The organism is Prevotella brunnea, assembly GCF_008016795.1.
Classification (GTDB): Bacteria; Bacteroidota; Bacteroidia; order Bacteroidales; family Bacteroidaceae; genus Prevotella; species Prevotella brunnea.
This window is the reverse complement of sequence record NZ_SDIK01000015.1, coordinates 1-16,132: the sequence shown is the minus strand read 5'-3', so window position 1 is coordinate 16,132 and position 16,132 is coordinate 1. Positions and strand designations below refer to the sequence as shown.

Genomic DNA, 16,132 nt, shown 5'->3' with positions numbered 1-16,132 from the left:
TTGCTTATGGATTTTGCCAGTTTACATGAGCTGCTACGCTCAACCTATGACGAGATGATGCCGCTCTGTGCCCAGATGACAGGCATTGCCAAAGGCATTGCGGGCTTGGGTGCACTCTTCTATATTGCCCTTCGGGTGTGGGCTTCCATTGCCCGTGCCGAGGCAATCGATGTGTTTCCGCTTCTCCGTCCCTTCGTGCTGGGCTTTTGTATCATGTTCTTTCCGACAGTCGTACTCGGTACGATGAACGCCGTACTCTCACCTGTGGTGCAAGGAACGGAGATGATGGTACACCAGCAGGAAGGCAATTTGGCGGAACTGACCGCAAAAAGAGATAAGCTGCAGGAGGAAGCCTACCTTAGGAATCCTGAAACGGCTTATTTGGTTTCCAACGAAAAGTTCGACCAGAAGATAGAGGAAATGGGCATCATCGGTCCGGAGGATGCCGTGACGATAGCGGGGATGTATGCCGAGCGTGCTGCCTATCAGACCAAGCAATGGGTCATGAAATTGGTACACGATTTTTTGGAATTACTGTTCCATGCTTCGGGACTCATCATCGACACGCTTCGCACCTTTATTCTGATTGTCCTTTCGATACTCGGACCTATCGTGTTCGGCATAGCCGTATGGGATGGTCTTGCAGGCTCACTTACAGCTTGGTTCTCACGCTATATATCGGTCTATCTGTGGCTGCCTGTCAGCTCTATTCTTACGGCACTGCTTACCAAGATACAGGTGCTGATGATGCAGAAAGACATCGATGCGCTCAGCGATCCGAACTATCTGCCTGATTCGGGAACGTGGTATTACATCGTCTTCTTCCTTATTGGTATTGTGGGCTACTTCTGCGTGCCTACCGTGGCAGGGTGGATCATTGAAGCTGGTGGCGGTATTGGCTCCTACGGTCGCAATGTCAACCAGACGGCACAGCGTGGTGCGCAAGGTGCATATACAGGTGGCAAGGCTGCTATGGCAGGCGCAGGTGCTGCTGTAGGAAATGTCGGTGGACGTATCAAGGGAGCCTTGCTCAAAGGGAAATAGAAATGGATCAACAATACTTAATTCATCAACAGCTATAAAAGGAAAAAGGAATGGAATTCAAATCACTTAACAATATCGAGACCTCATTCAGACAGATAAGGCTCTATGCCTTTGTTTTTGCTTTTGTCTGCTTGGCGGTGAGCGGATATGCCCTCTATGCCTCGTACAGCTTCGCCAAGGAGCAGAGGGAGAAAATCTATGTGCTTGACCAGGGAAAGTCGCTCATGCTGGCTCTCAGTCAGGATGCAAGTAGAAACCGTCCCGTGGAGGCAAGGGAACACGTCCGCCGTTTCCACGAACTCTTCTTTACCATTGCACCCGACAAGGATGCCATCGAGAGGAACATGGAGCGTGCCTTCCTGCTATGCGACAAGTCGGCTTTCAACTATTACAAGGACTTGGCAGAGAAGGGGTATTATAACCGTGCCATATCGGGCAATGTCAACCAGCGCATAGAGGTGGACTCTATCCACTGCAACTTTAATACTTACCCTTATGTGGTAACGACCTATGCACGGGAGTTTATCGTCCGTCAGAGTAACGTTACAGAGCGCAGTCTTGTTACGACCTGCACGCTGCAGAACTCAGTCCGTTCGGACAACAACCCGCAAGGCTTCCTGATGGAGAACTTCCTTGTGAAGGAAAACAGGGATATACAGACTTATAAACGATAAGGCTATGGCAAGAAAAGTAAACTATTTGCTCGCTCACCATTATCTGAGATTTCACCTATGGCTTCGCCATCGGTGTGAAAGGCTCACGATAAGGCAGAGAAAGGAAATCGTCTATGGGCTGAGTTTCATCTATCTGCTCTGCTCGCTTTGGATGATAGCGCAGTTTTTCCTTCCTCCAAAGAAGGAGAAACTACCCATCCCCACGGGAAAGCTGACGGACAGTCCGATACAGACGGACAGTACTTTACAAGAGTTACACGGCAATTTTTACCTACAACATCATCAAACAATCAAAGAAAATGGATAATAAACAGAAAGAACAAATGAAAAAAGGCCTGGTCTTTGGAGGACTGGGACTGCTGTTTGCCCTTTCGATGTGGTTTATCTTCGCACCTTCGGGCAAGGATAAGACTGCTGCGGAACAGGGGCTCAATGACAGCATCCCGCAGGCAACGACAGAAAAGCTCACCGAAAACAAGCTCAAAGCCTACGAATTAGGCGACAAGACACACGAGGAAGAGCAGGCCCGTGAGGAGATGGGCAGACTATCGGACTATTTCGCACAGAACACTGCTCCATCAGAGGCACAGCGTGCGGAGGTGGCTGCATCGACAGCGAAGATAGAAAGCTCCATGCACCGCTATGAGGAGAATAATCGCCTCTTGAACTCTTTTTACGCTCCCGATCCGCATGAACAGGAGCGTGAGGCAATGAGACAGGAGATTGACAACCTCAAAAAGGAATTGGCTTCCAAAGACAGCAGGGAGGACAATGAGGAGAAACGGCAGCTTGTCTTGATGGAAAAGAGCTATCAGATGGCAGCAAAGTATCTACCCAAGACATCATCCGTGCCGTCGTCATTGAGTAATGCCTTTACGGAAAGCAAGAGAAACACCACTTCTACCACCGATATGGGTGTGACTAAAGGGCAGGCTGCGCAAGTTGGTACACCGTCAATGGAGGTCTTGGCGGAGCGCAAACAGGTGGTGACTTCACTCGGTCAGCCGATGAGCGATGCGGATTTTATCAAGGAATATGGAACAAGAGCACGCAACATGGGCTTCCATTCGCTAACAAGTACGGCTGCACCCACGATGCGCAACACGCTCAAAGTGGTGGTGGACAGAACGACCACGCTCAAGGAGGGAGACAATGTGGTGCTTCGTCTGCTGGAGACTGCCAAGGTGCAGGGACTGCGTATTCCACGTCAAAGCCGACTCATAGCCATTGCTAAGATTGAAGGCAACCGTATGCACCTGCTTATCAAAAGCATTGAGGTGGACGGACATATCATAGCCGTCAAGCTCTCGGCATACGACACGGACGGACAAGAGGGCGTGTATATACCTGGCTCGGAGGATATCAATGCGCTTAAGGAAGTTGGAGCGAACATCGGCGGTTCAATGGGGACATCCTTTACCTTCGCTTCCTCTGCCAAGGACCAGATTATCTCCGAGGCTGCCCGTGGAGTGATGCAGGGTGCAAGTCAGCTACTTCAGAAGAAGCTGCGCACCGTCAAGGTAACGCTCAAAGGGGGTTACCGCCTTTTCTTGGTTCAGTCCAAATAAAACAATCGAAAATGATAAGTAAAAAATAACATCAAATCAAAAGGAACAATGAAGAAAATTATTTTATCACTGGCTATGCTTGCCATGGTGGGAGCAACAGCCACAGCACAGGAAAACAATGATGGTCTGACACCAAGCCGTCCGCTTACTTCGGGAGAACTTTTTCAAGGTATGAGCCGTGCTATTCCAACGGGACGTGTCGTACTACCGTATGGTCTGGAGGTTACCTTTGACAAGACCGTGCATCTTATCTTTCCTTCTGCCATTCGCTATGTGGACTTGGGGAGCAATAACTTGATTGCAGGCAAGGCGGAGGATGCAGAGAACGTGTTGCGCGTGAAGGCTGCCGTGAAGGATTTTGAGAAGGAAACCAACATGAGCGTGATTTGCGAAGACGGCTCGTTTTACGCTTTCAATGTCAAATATGCCGATGAGCCGGAGAAGTTAAGCATCGAGATGAAGGACTTCCTGTCACCAACGGACGGACGACTACCGAGCAACCGTGCCGACATCTATTTCAAGGAACTCGGCAACGAGTCGCCCGTACTCGTCAAACTGATGATGCAGACCATCTATCAGAACAACAGGCGTACCGTCAAACATATCGGCTCGCAGCAGTTCGGTATGAAGTTCCTGCTCCGTGGCTTGTATGCCCATAACGGCTTGCTGTATTTCCACACTCGTATGGAAAACGGCACGAATATGCCATACTCGGTGGACTTCATCACGTTCAAGGTGGTTGATAAGAAGGTGGCAAAGCGTACCGCCATACAAGAGCAGGTGATGCAGCCGCTTCGTGCCTATCATCAGGTGATGCAGGTGCGTGGCATGGGTAGTGAACACGCTGTGTTTGCGCTCGAACAGTTCTCTCTTGCAGAAGACAAGCAGCTTGAAGTGACGCTCTATGAGAGAAATGGCGGTCGTACACTGACTTTTTATGTAACGGCAGAAGACCTGCAGTTGGCAAAGAAGATTGATAATCTCAAACTGAAATGGTAATGAAAAAAAAGAATATCATTTTGACAGTATGCGTTGCGGTGGCTATGACTTTCAGTCTGCCATCGCAGGCACAGCGACTTATCCCCAAGCAAAGGGGAATAGAGGTCGTAGGGAGTGTTCCGCTTATCAAGGGAGAGAAGCTTTTTACAGGTGATAATTTCGGTGTAGGCATATCGCTTCCCCGTTATCTCAAAAAGGAGAACTACACCTTTGTTATGGCAGAGTATGAACAGCAGAATATGCCGTACAGGAGTTATAACGTAAACCTCAAGGATGCGCTTTTGCAGGTAGGCTATATGCACCAGATACTCTCCGACAATGGCAAGAACGTGTTCCTCTATGGTGGCATATCCGCATTAGGTGGTTATGAAGAAATCAACGAGGATCAAAAGCTGCTGCCCGATGGGGCTACGCTGCTCGACCGTTCCCGCTTTGTCTATGGTGGTGCCGTGCATGGATCGGTGGAAGTATTCCTTACGGACAGGCTTCTGTTTCTTGTCAAGGCACAAGGGCGGTTGCTCTTCGGCTCTGACGTGCATCGTTTCCGTCCTGCGCTTTCGGCAGGATTTAGGTTTAATCTTTAACTGGTAAAAGCAATGAAAAAGAAAATATTGAGTACTATTTGGGTAATGGGTGTGCTGACTCTTGCCGTGTTTTGCCTATCTGCTTGTGATAGGGAATTGGATGTTCAGCAGTCTTATCCGTTTACGGTGGAGACAATGCCGGTTCAGAAGGACATCATAAGAGGACAGACGGCTGAGATACGCTGCACACTGAAGAGAGGCGGTGAGTTTGCCGACACTCGCTATACTATCCGCTATTTCCAGCCCGATGGAAAGGGAACATTGAGGATGGACGATGGCACAGTGTTTAAGCCCAACGATTGCTATCCGCTCACCAAAGATGTGTTCCGCTTATACTACACCTCGCTGTCATCTGACCGTCAGACGATTGACGTGTACGTGGAGGATAATATGGGCGGTATGCAGCGACTGACCTTCAGCTTCAATAATGAGAAGGAGGATAAGGAAAAATCCACCGCACAGTAGCTACCAAAGCCTTGAACGATACGAACGGTTAAACGCTTTGCTTTATTCTGTATGGTGTGCTTGTTCTGCCATCCGATTCTTGCCCAACGCAGAGTACGGCTGGCAGACTTGCCACCTTTTGAGCGTGCGGTAGTTGTTGTTAAATACTTTGAGGGACTTCATAATAAGCCGAAGGATTTTCCGTATGTTGGATATGGTCATCAGCTGCAACCAGGAGAACGTTTCACTGCGGATATGACGGAACGGCAGGCTGACTCACTGCTCCGTGCCGACCTTTGGAAATGCTTTGAACACTTCAAAGGCTATGGTAAGGATGCCCTGCTGCTGACCTTGCTTGCCTATAATGTGGGTGTAGGACGATTGCTTGGTTATGGCAAGCACCCCAAGAGTAGGCTGCTACGAAAGATAGAAGCAGGAGATAGAAATATCTATCGGGAGTATGTTTCGTTCTGCCAATATAAGGGAAAAGCCTTGAATGGGTTAGTTAAACGCAGACAGGTGGAGTTTGCGCTGTTTTATATTCCATGATTTTACACAGAATGACTCTTGTGCAGATTCAAAATCGAAGTGCAATAAAAGAGTACCCCTCGCCGAGAGATGCAGACGTTCTCGAAGCGTAGCGAGAGGTTGTCTGCATCTCTCGGCGAGGTAAAGAAACAATCAGCAATACAAATAAAAAAAGGGAGACCGAAATCTCCCTAAGATTAATTAATTTTGTATTGCTATGTCAAATCAACTAATCGAAGCACAAAGATACGAAATCTATCTTGGACTTCAAAGGAAATGGAGCAAATCCCGTATAGCAAAGGAAATCGAAGTGTCCTGCTCAACGGTCATCCGTGAAATCAGGCGAAACTCCAAGCCAGACGGCACGTATGTGTGGAAGTATGCACAATCCAAGTGCGAAGCCCGCAAGCACGGCTTTAAAGGCAATCACCGCAAGCCTGAGGACTTATGGTGGCGTGTTGACCGCATGATAGAGGATGAGGACTGGTCTCCCAGCCAAATTGCAGGCGTGCTCAGACGTGAGGGTATTCACATCGTGAAGCAGACCATCTACAACCACGTCCATGCAGACACCACCGGAAAACTTGCTTCACATATGCCACATAGGCTCAAATACACAAAGAGGAGCAAGGCGTTGCGTCCTACGAAGGCTACCAATATCCCTAACCGTATAAGCATACACCAGAGACCAATGCAGGCTGACGGCACGCGCTTCGGAGACTGGGAACTGGACACTATCGTCGACTCGTACGGTCATGCCATTGTCACCTTAACGGAACGCTCGACTAACTACATTCTCATGGAAAGACTGCCGCAGGGACGGAAGGCGTTACCAACGGCAAAGACCGTGGCAAAATTGCTCTTTCCATATAGGGAATCACTGCTTACCATTACCACTGACAATGGATGTGAGTTTGCCGCACACGAGGAAATAACAAGGCGGCTCAGCATGAATGGAAGAAATCCGGTGGTGGTTTACTTCACCGATTCTTACTCCTCCTGGCAGAAAGGTGCTGTAGAGAACGCAAATAAACTCATTAGAAGGTACATACCAAAAAAGGCAAACTTCAACGATTTCTCTGACCGAAAAATAATGGAAATACAAAAGAAAATAAACAGAAGACCAAGAGAAAAATTAAATTTTGATACCCCTAAATACAAATTCTTCGAAAACTTTCCATAAATTTGCATTTGCTGTTGGACTCTACAAAATTGGTTTTACCTAGTTTAAAAAAGAAATTATAATGAAAATATGGAGGCTAAGAATATGAAGATTAATAATGAATGTTGTTGTGGATGCAAAACAGAAAAGCCGGATCAAATTAAAGACAATTGTCCTGTATGTAATAATGAAGGGATTTCCGTTAGTAAAGTAACTGTTGAACATCTAGTGGTAGATGATTATCGTACTGCTGTTAACGGAGATCAATATAAGATTTGCATGAACGAGGACTGCGACGTTGTTTACTATAACTTAGATAATGAAATAAAATTCTTGAAAGACCAAGTTAGAGTTCCTATCTGGTTTAAGAAAGATGCAGATCCTAAGTATGCTTGTTATTGTAGCGAAGTCACAGAAAATCAGGTAATTGAAGCAGTTGTAAAGCATGGCGAGAAATCCGTAAAAGAAGTAAATGCCATCACTGGGGCAATGAAAAATTCTAATTGTAAAGAAAACAATCCGTTGGGAGTTTGTTGTCATAAGATTATTCAGGAAGCTATCGATAAAGGCTTGAAAATGAAATAATTACAGTCGATATGTTCCTACAAACGAGAGCCAATCTTTGATATGTTTCCATCTACGAGCGTGGATATGTTCCCCATAACCATAGGGGTTGAGACTGTAGTATTGATGTCAAGAAAATAGAATAACAAGCTATAAAACTTATAAAATCAATGGCTTATAGGATTTTAAAAGAAATCAGTTTTATAATAAATTAAAAATCGTGTTGGTAGAAAAATCGTCTACTTCTACCAACACGATTTTACAAAGAGCCAGTACTTACATCTCTTTTTCTCCTGTAAAACTATTGTATATTGATACTTTAAGGAGTTTCAATCATTCGATCTGTTAACCGTTATTTTTTGGATCTAAACTTAATAAAATAGCATTAATGGCGACGATGACTGTTGACACAGACATTAGAATTGCTCCTAATGCAGGGCTTAATGTGATACCAATAGGAGCCAAAATTCCTGCAGCTAGAGGGATAGCTATAATGTTATAACCAGCTCCCCAAAAGAGATTTTGTTTCATTTTACGAGTTGTCTTGTGTGCTAATTCAATAAATGATTCAATATCTCCTGGATCAGATTGAGTCAAGATGACATCAGCTGAATCCAACGCCACTTGGGTTCCAGCGCCTACAGCTATACCAACATCTGCCAAGGCAAGAGAAGGAGCATCATTGACACCGTCACCTACCATGATAACTTTCTTTCCTTCTTCTTTAAGTGTTTTTACTAACTCATATTTGTCTTGTGGAGATTGATTTGATCTATATTCAATCTCTAAATCTTCTGCTGCTCCTTGAGCTGCTTTTTCATTATCACCTGTTGCCATAATCGGCTCTATATTGTTCTTTTTAAGAGCTTTAATTAACTCTTTGCTCGTTGGTTTTAATTCATCCCCTAAAGCTACAGCACCAATAGCATCATCGTTTTCTACTAAGACACTGAGAGTTGCTCCTTTTGGAATATCCATATCCAGATTACGTCCATATGCTTTTTGGCTGATTAATTGGTAACTATGGCCCTTGGCTTTGCCTTCTACGCCAGCACCGGAAATCACATCAATTGAATCAAAAGATACTGGACTTATACCTTGCTGCTTAGCGAAACTAATAATTGATTGAGCAATTGGGTGGCTAGATCCTCCTTCAATACCTGCCAGTAAGGCAATGATTTCCTCTTTATTATATTTGTTATTAAAAAGTTCAACGTCTAATACTTTAAACTCACCAGTTGTTAAAGTACCTGTCTTATCTAAAATCATCACATCTGCATCTTGAGCTATTTCTAAGGCTTGGCGGTCTTTTACTAGTAAGCCACGACTTGCCCCTAAGCTTGTGCTACGAGCGGTGACCAATGGAATAGCTAGACCCAAAGCGTGAGGACAAGCAATAACTAATGTAGTAGTAGTAAATATAACTGCCGTTGGCACATCTTCTATAACCATCCATGTTACAAAAGCAATTAGCGCGACAATAACAGCAATATAGAAGAGCCATCCTGCAACCTTTTGAGCAATATTTTCTGCTCTGGAAGGCTGACTTTGAGCTTGGCTGATTAAATTCTGAACTTGAGATATAAAGGATTGATCACCTGTCTCATTCACTTTAATATAAAGAACCCCTTCTCCATTTGTTGAGCCTCCGATTACTTCATCGCCAGGACCTTTTTTAACTGCTTTTGATTCTCCAGTTAGAAGAGCTTCATTTAAACGTGATTCGCCACGCTCGATAGTTCCATCTGCTGGCACATTTTCTCCAGCTTGAACTCGAATTAAATCACCTACCTTTAAGTCAGCAACTGGTCGTGTTTCTATTGAATCGTCATCTAATACTACATGAGCATCTTTTGGTACTAGCTTAGCCAGTTCTTCTTGTGCATCTCCTGCTTCTCCAATAGCTTTCATCTCAATCCAGTGACCTAATAACATGATTAATAGTAATGAAGCAAATTCAAAGAAAAAATCCATAATTTGTTCACCTGTTACGTAGCTTGCTATTACAGTATAAATACTATATAAATATGAAACACTTAAACCTAAAGAAACGAGAGCCATCATTCCAGGTTCTTTTTGTTTAAATTCGTCAACTGCCCCTTGATAGAATGGACGTCCACCATAAATAATTAATATAGTAGATAAAATAGCTACTACAATATCAGAATATGGAAAAGCAAACTGGAATGGTAGTTCAAACCCAGCCATAGGGGATAAGAGCATAATAATGATTCCTAGTGGCAATGACTTTAAGAAAAGTTCCTTAAAGTTACCGTGATGATGATGCTCATGCCCACCGTGCCCGCTGTGATCATGCCCACTGTGCCCGCTGTGATCATGCCCAGCATGATGTTCTTGATGTTGATCCTTATAGTCTCCATGTTCTTCCGTGCTTACGTGCTCATGTTTTGAATGATCCATGTCGCCATGATTATGGTGACTGTGGGATAAATGTTTGTTGTAATTGTTCATTTTAAATTCCTCCTTATACTTAATAATGATGTAAATGACATTTGCATTGTCTATGCGATTCCTGAAAAAAGTACACAGTTGATTGAATAGTACTGGGACTGTATACCGGTCATTGGATTAAGACCTGAGAGTGTACACACCCGAAACGGGTTAGGTGCCAACTCATATACAAAGGTACATATATTCTCTCGTTTGGCAAAATCCGACTTTGCACAGAAACGATCTGTGGCGTCCCTTTCGGCTTAAATGATGCCGCAATAAATTATATTTGGAATTTGGCAATTTATGATTTGTACCGTAAAATTATTTCCTATGGTATTGAATATTTCTCCAGTGCGATTAATTGGGTGGGTAAAAAATTAAAAACAATTGAAGACTTAAGAGAAGTAAAAGATTATCAAATTATCTCTGGTACTTTTTCTCTCGGCATCATTCCACATGAGGCCCATTTCTATCTTGAACAGTGTCGAGAAATACGGAATAATTTCTCAACAGCTCATTTTCCTATGGGTGCATTAGATAAGATAGAGACATTTAATTTTATCAAGAATTGCATAAAGTATGTTCTTACATACGATCTACCAGCTCCAGGATTGCAGATTAAAGACCTCATAGAAAATTTGTCATCAGAAAAACTTGAGAAAGGTGAGGAGATATGTGCTATTATAGAAAATCAGTCGTCAAAAATTCATGGTCCTATTTTACATAATTTGTTTTCAAATTATATCAAACCTGATTGTAATGCAAATCTAAAATACAATGTAAAATTGATTGCTCCATCATTATGGAATATTGTTTCTGAAGATGTAAAAAGTAGTATAGCTGTTAAGTTTGCATCTCTGCGAGAAGTTAAAGGGAAAGATGGAGCTAATGAAGCACTAAGCTTTTTAAAACTAGTTAATGGTGTTTCTTATATACCAGAATCTTATAAAGAAGTTATTTTTAAGAAACACGCTCAGTTTCTCATAGATGCTCATTATGAATGGAACAATTTTTATAATGAACCAAATTTTGCCAAAGAACTTGATGCCTTAGGATATGAAATTCCAATTGCATCCTTAAACACCTATTTAAAAGCAGTTTTATTATCTTATTTAGGAAATTGTTATGGAGTTTCTAAAGATGCCCAAGAATATAATGAAAAGATGCTTTTAAATTTAACCCAAACAGGAATAAGAGGATTGTTTAGATTAATTGACAAAAATGTAGATATCGTAAGAATTTTATCAAGTATAGGTCCTGTTAATAGGCTCAAATCCCTTATGGATTTAATAAAAGAAAAAACAATGCTCCCCGAACAACAGAAAATTATGGCTTTTAATACATTGAGAACTCCTTCAGAGGAAAGTGAACATAAAGGGTTTAGCAATTTTATAAAAGGTTTTTTTAGTATGTATCGTAATCCAAAAGCTCATACTCCAAGAATGACAGAGGATACACAATTATCAGCCATGATAGAGGTTTTAGTCGTTGCTTCCATAATTCATAACAAATTAGATATAACATATAAGACAGGATATTAGTTATTTGGCTTTTTGTTACTTTTGAGCCGTCTCAACTCACTGCCAAAAGTAACGAGGTATTTTTTGTTGGGGTTTCTTTGCTCCTTTCTTTGTCCGCCCGAAGCTCACGAAAGAAAGGAGCGGTCGGCAAATCTGCCGACCGCTTTACGTTGTGTGCTCTTTTTGAACGATTATCCGTCCCGTCTTTACTTCGGGGTGTGTGGAGAAAGCCCAATTGATTTCCTCATCGGGAAGTGTGCTGTGAATGCTGCCACCCATAACCAACCCACAATTTTGCAGGACTTTCTGCCGTGCGTCTTCCTTGCTCTCCGCAACCACATCAAACACTCCTTCAAAGATGTATTGCGTCCGAACTCTGTAAAATTTCTTCTTCATAATCTTAAAATTCAACCTTTAATAATCTATATTCCTTTGGCTCTCCATTAGATAATTTGCGGTGTGTGAGCCAAAAGTGATGTGCGCCATAGCCGTATGCAAAGAACTTGTCAAGCTCTGTTTCTTCAACTATTTTGTTGATAGCTGACCTTAACTCCTCTTTGCTGTCGGATAGGGTTATTGCGTTGATAACCCTAATGAGAATATGCGGTATCTCATCCGTCCAATTGTAGATGATGTTTTCAATCTCTGTTTTCATATCTCTGATAATTTAATGGTTCATACTTTATGCTGTTGCTTTCATTCTTCGGCTTATAAGACCTCGATTGGCATTCACAAGGTTTACTATCTGCTCGTGGTATTCCGTATTCTTGTTGCACACCCCACGACTTTGTACCACCTCCAGAGTTCGTAATGATACTTCAATGGTTTCTATTCGCTTGCCTTCAATGGTAGCCGAAAGGATAAGGGAGTCCTCCTTGAGGTAGTATGCATTAGAAAATACGCAATGGTGCATTGATACACCTTCTTCCAAATGTTCCTGCACGCTCTCTAAAACGTGGACTTGAATTGTGCCGTCCGTGAAAGTGATACCAAAAAACTTGGATTTGAGTTCCTTGAAACGCTTTTCATCTTCCATTGCCTTCTTTTGCTTCTGTTCTATCTCTTCCCTTTCACGTAATCTGAGAAGTTCCTCGTGTCTGCGGTCGTGTTCGGCTTTAAGGTCTGTTGGGCATAAATATTTTGGATTATGAATATCCTTACCTAATCTTTTAAGTGTATCTACATAATCACTCCAAAAAGAAATGTCTGCTATCTCATAGCCGTTACGGACTGCTATCTTGTAGGACTGCCATAATTCTTCAAAAGCCTTCTTGTTGCCAAGAAAGTAACGTAAATGGTCTGTGCGACCTGCTTTTAGCAATGTTTCCACTCGGCTGTCTGTAAGTAATGCAGGAATAAACTTAGTAGGCACGATGCCATAGAAATTATCCTTAAAACCATTTCTACGAAGTATGTCTGTAACCTTGAACTTCGGATATATCGGTGAGTAGGCAATATGCTGATAGGCTTCATTATCGTTGCGTATCGCCATAGGACTATAATAGGAAAAGGTATCAACATAGTGTCCCAATACCCTCTGTATGGCAACCATAGCTTTTCGTCCCTGCATATTCCACCAATATTGCCCAATCTCAATTATAGAAGTTTGTGCTTTGTAACCTTTCTCCATACCCACAATAAGTAGGAACATACGCAATACTTGAAACTCTCCACAAGTGGTAAGTATGGTGAAATACTGCTTCTGCTGCAACTTGCGCTCATAGGTTTCCTTGACCTGCAACTTTGCCCTACAATGAGGGCAAGTGCAAGTTTCTCTATGTTTGTCCATTATCCAACTATGCCCACAATCCATACAAGTAGTGCGACCTTTTGGTAAGCGGTAGGCGAAGTGGTCTATGCACTCACGAAATGCCCACTTACTTTGTGTCGTGGTTATCGGGCGAAGATGCTTGCTTTGTTCCAAAACTGCCTTTTCAAATTTGTTTCTTGGTTTCATAGGCTTAAAAATCGAATAGTGATGGTTGTACTTGGGTTGCTATGTTCTCAGTCTTTTTCACTCGTGCGTTACGGCTCTGTAACTTGGCAAGTTCCTCACGCTGATATTGCTTAATGGCTTCCTGCCTTGCTTCGGCTTTTTCTTCCTCTGTGATTTCTACAATGTGATTAACGGCTACTTGGCAAGAAACAGCCTTACCTACTTCTATATCGTCCTCATCGTAGTAGTGAACAGCCATAGAGAAGATTTCATCATCATCAAAGCCATTGCAACCGCTTTTCTGTACTTCATTAAGAATGTAGGTGATGCACTCCTCGATATTCTTGTTCGGTTTCATCAAGTTAGGGGCAAACAAAGGGTCTGTCATAGCACGCTGATTGAGATACTCGGCTATTGTCCGTGTGAAATGTTCTGTTCCTTTCATATTGCTTAGTATTTTGGGATTTCTACTATTTGATTGATACGCCCATATAGGTAGGTTCTTAGGCTTGTTCTGTCGGGTGCGTAATACTCTGTCCATTGTCCGTACTGATTGACAAGGTATTTCTTCAGCACGTCAAAGAAGTCAAAGCGATAGCCTTGTAGGGGAACGGCTGTGCGGAAATAGGTGTTAGAGTTCACCGCCTCACATAGCCAATTCTTTTCCTCACGGCTCATACACTCGCCACGATTGAGTTTTGCACGCAGGAGATATACTTTGCTGTTACAAAGGTTCTCCAAAGGGGAAACGTCCCATTGTACAAACTTCATTGCCAACACTTGCTCACTCTTTTCAGCCGTAGGGTTAATGCGGTAATGAGAGAAGGAGCTATATCCTTTTCTGTTCATCGAAGATGTTGTATTTACTTTTTGCTTATCCATAGCGACATTTTTTTTATGTGTCCAAAGATCGGAGTATGCTGATTTTTCGGGCAAGCCCTCAACAACTCGTCCTTTTTGTAGCAAAATAGAGGTAGCGGGGCGGGCTTACACAAGGTTTTGTCGGAAAATACTACCCGTAGGTGTGGAGATTTTCCAGACAAACCAAGCGGCACAGACCTTTTGACGAGTTGTTGAGAGCTTGACTCGAAAAAAGCCACAAGCCCCATACTACCTTTGCGGATAAAAAGGGAACAGCATCCGTCTTCTTCATTTCGCATATTGTGGAGCATTGGAAAGGAAGCGAAAGTGCAACGCCCATAGTGGGAAATAGAAAAGGTGGCTATCTCGAAATGTGAGATAACCACCTGATGAACGATAAATGAAAGTGTTTACAGATTCATCGTCGTGCTTCTCAAAGCACGCAAAGCAGGATGGCACAGAGAATCGCCAGCCAGAAGAGAATGCTCAGCAGCGTAAATGCCACTTTCAGAATTACCCTGACTATAAAGCGTAGTATCAGAAAACCTGCAATGGCTGACACGACAGTTACGACTTGTGCCGTTACTATCTTTGAGATCAGCCAAATGGCACCGATAACGATGGAAAGCAGGAAGCCAAGTTCGATGAAGCGTGTCCAACCGAAGCGGCGGACTTGCTTGGGAGAAGTCGGCTGCTGCTTGTTCTTATCGGTTTTGTTCGATGCGTCTGCCTTGATGAAGGCAGGTGTGTGAACGATTTCGTTAAGCCGTGAGGACAATGGAAGCTCGCTTCTATTGTCTCGGCGAGAAATCGCACTTTTAAGAACGTCTTGATTCATGATGATTGTATTCATAATCGGAGCTTTTAATAGTTTCAAGAGCACCGGCAATATGCTCTAACGACCCAAAGGCAAGTGTTTGTAAAACTCTTGGCGTGTGGAGTGGAGCGTTTATCTTGGCTCTTGACACTACAAAAGCTCCAGATGGTGCTACATCAAGTCATGTTCTCATCGCCTATCGTTGGCAGACCATTGACCTCAATGAGCAGAACGATTGTTCCTGTCAATTCGGTGTAGAGTCTCTCATACTCTGGTGTTGCGCCAAAGTCGTCTGTCAGTTCATACTTGTCGAAAACGCTTTGCACAGCCTTATTCTTCAGAAGCATTGGTGTTAGTCTTTCGGGGAGCGGAGAGGGCAGTTCCTTCTCAAACTCATTCTCCAAGACAGACACAAGTGTATCATACTTTGAAAAATGCAGTCCTCGATGCAACACTTCGTTTGCCATACTCTCCGCTTCGGGATGCGAGAAGCCTTGTGCCACTGCATCGCAGTAGGTGGAAAGTGCTTCATCGGCTCTTGCCGTTATGAATGGTTTGTCACTCAGCATTTCGGGGAAATGCTCACCGAGATAGTTCTCTAATTTCAGACGGAAGTAGGATAGTTCTTTCTTTGTCGTTTCCATAATTCATGTTATTTTTAGGTTATACATTATCATATTATCAGATGCCCATCGCCTTATTGAACTTGCCGAGTTTGTCAGCAAGCTGTTCCATGTCATGCTCCACTTTCTTGTTGGTTATGCGGGCATAAATCTGTGTTATTCTGATGTTCGTATGTCCGAGCATCTTAGACACAGACTCCATTGGAACCCCTTTGGATATAGACATAGTGGCGAAAGTATGTCTTGCCATGTGGAAGGTGAGATTCTTCTTGATTCCACAAAGGTCGGCAATTTCTTTCAAATATGAATTGATACGTTGATTGCTCATCATTGGAAATTATTACTGTCCGCTAA

Annotated in this window: 19 protein-coding genes and 1 pseudogene; 11 read left to right on the top strand and 9 right to left on the bottom strand. The window is 43.2% G+C overall.

All coding sequences use genetic code 11. From position 1 onward, the window contains the following. Positions 1 to 6: 6 nt before the first annotated feature. The 10 genes from traJ (at position 7) to ETF27_RS02115 (ending at position 7,588) form a co-directional block, all read left to right on the top strand. Positions 7 to 1,044 (top strand): conjugative transposon protein TraJ, encoded by a 1,038-nt coding sequence (gene traJ, locus ETF27_RS02160; RefSeq protein WP_004358249.1) that lies wholly within the window; start codon positions 7 to 9, stop codon positions 1,042 to 1,044. A gap of 50 nt (positions 1,045 to 1,094) precedes the next feature. Then, positions 1,095 to 1,718, top strand: coding sequence for a conjugative transposon protein TraK (gene traK, locus ETF27_RS02155; RefSeq protein ID WP_130828320.1), 624 nt, complete (start codon positions 1,095 to 1,097; stop codon positions 1,716 to 1,718). 4 nt (positions 1,719 to 1,722) lie between these two features. Further along, positions 1,723 to 2,025: a hypothetical protein gene (locus ETF27_RS02150; RefSeq protein ID WP_040555682.1), complete on the top strand. Its 303-nt coding sequence runs from the start codon at positions 1,723 to 1,725 to the stop codon at positions 2,023 to 2,025. After that, a complete protein-coding gene (traM, locus tag ETF27_RS02145; RefSeq protein ID WP_130828321.1) occupies positions 2,018 to 3,286 on the top strand; it encodes a conjugative transposon protein TraM in 1,269 nt (422 codons plus the stop codon). The genes ETF27_RS02150 and traM overlap by 8 nt, the downstream gene beginning before the upstream one ends. Before the next feature lie 48 nt (positions 3,287 to 3,334). Next, positions 3,335 to 4,285 carry a conjugative transposon protein TraN gene (gene traN, locus ETF27_RS02140; RefSeq protein ID WP_147785420.1) on the top strand — a complete coding sequence of 317 codons (951 nt, stop codon included), beginning with the start codon at positions 3,335 to 3,337 and terminating at the stop codon, positions 4,283 to 4,285. Continuing rightward, the gene (locus tag ETF27_RS02135; protein ID WP_061315496.1) at positions 4,279 to 4,869 is read left to right on the top strand and encodes a conjugal transfer protein TraO; all 591 of its coding nucleotides are present in this window, start codon (positions 4,279 to 4,281) and stop codon (positions 4,867 to 4,869) included. The genes traN and ETF27_RS02135 overlap by 7 nt, the downstream gene beginning before the upstream one ends. Before the next feature lie 12 nt (positions 4,870 to 4,881). Continuing rightward, positions 4,882 to 5,334: a DUF3872 domain-containing protein gene (locus ETF27_RS02130; protein WP_004336250.1), complete on the top strand. Its 453-nt coding sequence runs from the start codon at positions 4,882 to 4,884 to the stop codon at positions 5,332 to 5,334. Between the two features lie 18 nt (positions 5,335 to 5,352). Next, a complete protein-coding gene (locus ETF27_RS02125; protein ID WP_004336251.1) occupies positions 5,353 to 5,862 on the top strand; it encodes a glycoside hydrolase family protein in 510 nt (169 codons plus the stop codon). Positions 5,863 to 6,058: 196 nt separating this feature from the next. Further along, positions 6,059 to 7,024 carry an IS30 family transposase gene (locus ETF27_RS02120; protein WP_147785419.1) on the top strand — a complete coding sequence of 322 codons (966 nt, stop codon included), beginning with the start codon at positions 6,059 to 6,061 and terminating at the stop codon, positions 7,022 to 7,024. A 69-nt stretch (positions 7,025 to 7,093) separates the two neighbouring features. Beyond that, positions 7,094 to 7,588: a Csac_0668 family 2Fe-2S cluster-binding (seleno)protein gene (locus ETF27_RS02115; protein ID WP_449421271.1), complete on the top strand. Its 495-nt coding sequence runs from the start codon at positions 7,094 to 7,096 to the stop codon at positions 7,586 to 7,588. Between the two features lie 324 nt (positions 7,589 to 7,912). Here ETF27_RS02115 and ETF27_RS02105 read toward each other — a convergent pair whose 3' ends face one another. After that, positions 7,913 to 10,039 (bottom strand): heavy metal translocating P-type ATPase, encoded by a 2,127-nt coding sequence (locus ETF27_RS02105; RefSeq protein WP_147785418.1) that lies wholly within the window; start codon positions 10,037 to 10,039, stop codon positions 7,913 to 7,915. 275 nt (positions 10,040 to 10,314) lie between these two features. Between ETF27_RS02105 and ETF27_RS11410 the strand changes: the two genes are divergently transcribed. Further along, the gene (locus ETF27_RS11410) at positions 10,315 to 11,562 is read left to right on the top strand and encodes a TIGR02391 family protein (RefSeq protein ID WP_060941326.1); all 1,248 of its coding nucleotides are present in this window, start codon (positions 10,315 to 10,317) and stop codon (positions 11,560 to 11,562) included. Positions 11,563 to 11,706: 144 nt separating this feature from the next. Here the strand turns inward: ETF27_RS11410 and ETF27_RS02095 are convergent, their stop codons facing one another. The 8 genes and pseudogenes from ETF27_RS02095 to ETF27_RS02060 all read right to left on the bottom strand — a co-directional run. Next, complete coding sequence (locus ETF27_RS02095) at positions 11,707 to 11,937, bottom strand: hypothetical protein (RefSeq protein ID WP_130828328.1); 231 nt, start codon at positions 11,935 to 11,937, stop codon at positions 11,707 to 11,709. Between the two features lie 4 nt (positions 11,938 to 11,941). Next, positions 11,942 to 12,196, bottom strand: a complete 255-nt coding sequence (locus ETF27_RS02090) for a hypothetical protein (protein ID WP_130828329.1) — start codon at positions 12,194 to 12,196, stop codon at positions 11,942 to 11,944. Between the two features lie 27 nt (positions 12,197 to 12,223). Next, a complete protein-coding gene (locus ETF27_RS02085) occupies positions 12,224 to 13,498 on the bottom strand; it encodes a PcfJ domain-containing protein (protein ID WP_130828330.1) in 1,275 nt (424 codons plus the stop codon). Positions 13,499 to 13,502: 4 nt separating this feature from the next. Beyond that, a complete protein-coding gene (locus tag ETF27_RS02080; RefSeq protein ID WP_130828331.1) occupies positions 13,503 to 13,922 on the bottom strand; it encodes a PcfK-like family protein in 420 nt (139 codons plus the stop codon). 5 nt (positions 13,923 to 13,927) lie between these two features. Further along, positions 13,928 to 14,359, bottom strand: coding sequence for a hypothetical protein (locus ETF27_RS02075; protein ID WP_130828332.1), 432 nt, complete (start codon positions 14,357 to 14,359; stop codon positions 13,928 to 13,930). Between the two features lie 412 nt (positions 14,360 to 14,771). Then, positions 14,772 to 15,191, bottom strand: a complete 420-nt coding sequence (locus ETF27_RS02070) for a hypothetical protein (protein ID WP_240048105.1) — start codon at positions 15,189 to 15,191, stop codon at positions 14,772 to 14,774. A 140-nt stretch (positions 15,192 to 15,331) separates the two neighbouring features. Beyond that, complete coding sequence (locus ETF27_RS02065; RefSeq protein ID WP_147785417.1) at positions 15,332 to 15,799, bottom strand: DUF1896 domain-containing protein; 468 nt, start codon at positions 15,797 to 15,799, stop codon at positions 15,332 to 15,334. Positions 15,800 to 15,836: 37 nt separating this feature from the next. Next, a pseudogene (locus tag ETF27_RS02060) lies at positions 15,837 to 16,100 on the bottom strand (tyrosine-type recombinase/integrase); the annotation flags it as partial. Between the last annotated feature and the right edge of the window lie 32 nt (positions 16,101 to 16,132).

Bases quoted from the DNA above. Each gene is read 5' to 3' on its own strand.
- traJ (WP_004358249.1), top strand. From the start codon at position 7: ATGGATTTTGCCAGTTTACATGAGCTGCTACGCTCAACCTATGACGAG.
- traK (WP_130828320.1), top strand. From the start codon at position 1,095: ATGGAATTCAAATCACTTAACAATATCGAGACCTCATTCAGACAGATA.
- ETF27_RS02150 (WP_040555682.1), top strand. From the start codon at position 1,723: ATGGCAAGAAAAGTAAACTATTTGCTCGCTCACCATTATCTGAGATTT.
- traM (WP_130828321.1), top strand. From the start codon at position 2,018: ATGGATAATAAACAGAAAGAACAAATGAAAAAAGGCCTGGTCTTTGGA.
- traN (WP_147785420.1), top strand. From the start codon at position 3,335: ATGAAGAAAATTATTTTATCACTGGCTATGCTTGCCATGGTGGGAGCA.
- ETF27_RS02135 (WP_061315496.1), top strand. From the start codon at position 4,279: ATGGTAATGAAAAAAAAGAATATCATTTTGACAGTATGCGTTGCGGTG.
- ETF27_RS02130 (WP_004336250.1), top strand. From the start codon at position 4,882: ATGAAAAAGAAAATATTGAGTACTATTTGGGTAATGGGTGTGCTGACT.
- ETF27_RS02120 (WP_147785419.1), top strand. From the start codon at position 6,059: ATGTCAAATCAACTAATCGAAGCACAAAGATACGAAATCTATCTTGGA.
- ETF27_RS02115 (WP_449421271.1), top strand. From the start codon at position 7,094: ATGGAGGCTAAGAATATGAAGATTAATAATGAATGTTGTTGTGGATGC.
- ETF27_RS02105 (WP_147785418.1), bottom strand. From the start codon at position 10,039: ATGAACAATTACAACAAACATTTATCCCACAGTCACCATAATCATGGC.
- ETF27_RS02095 (WP_130828328.1), bottom strand. From the start codon at position 11,937: ATGAAGAAGAAATTTTACAGAGTTCGGACGCAATACATCTTTGAAGGA.
- ETF27_RS02090 (WP_130828329.1), bottom strand. From the start codon at position 12,196: ATGAAAACAGAGATTGAAAACATCATCTACAATTGGACGGATGAGATA.
- ETF27_RS02085 (WP_130828330.1), bottom strand. From the start codon at position 13,498: ATGAAACCAAGAAACAAATTTGAAAAGGCAGTTTTGGAACAAAGCAAG.
- ETF27_RS02080 (WP_130828331.1), bottom strand. From the start codon at position 13,922: ATGAAAGGAACAGAACATTTCACACGGACAATAGCCGAGTATCTCAAT.
- ETF27_RS02075 (WP_130828332.1), bottom strand. From the start codon at position 14,359: ATGGATAAGCAAAAAGTAAATACAACATCTTCGATGAACAGAAAAGGA.
- ETF27_RS02070 (WP_240048105.1), bottom strand. From the start codon at position 15,191: ATGAATACAATCATCATGAATCAAGACGTTCTTAAAAGTGCGATTTCT.
- ETF27_RS02065 (WP_147785417.1), bottom strand. From the start codon at position 15,799: ATGGAAACGACAAAGAAAGAACTATCCTACTTCCGTCTGAAATTAGAG.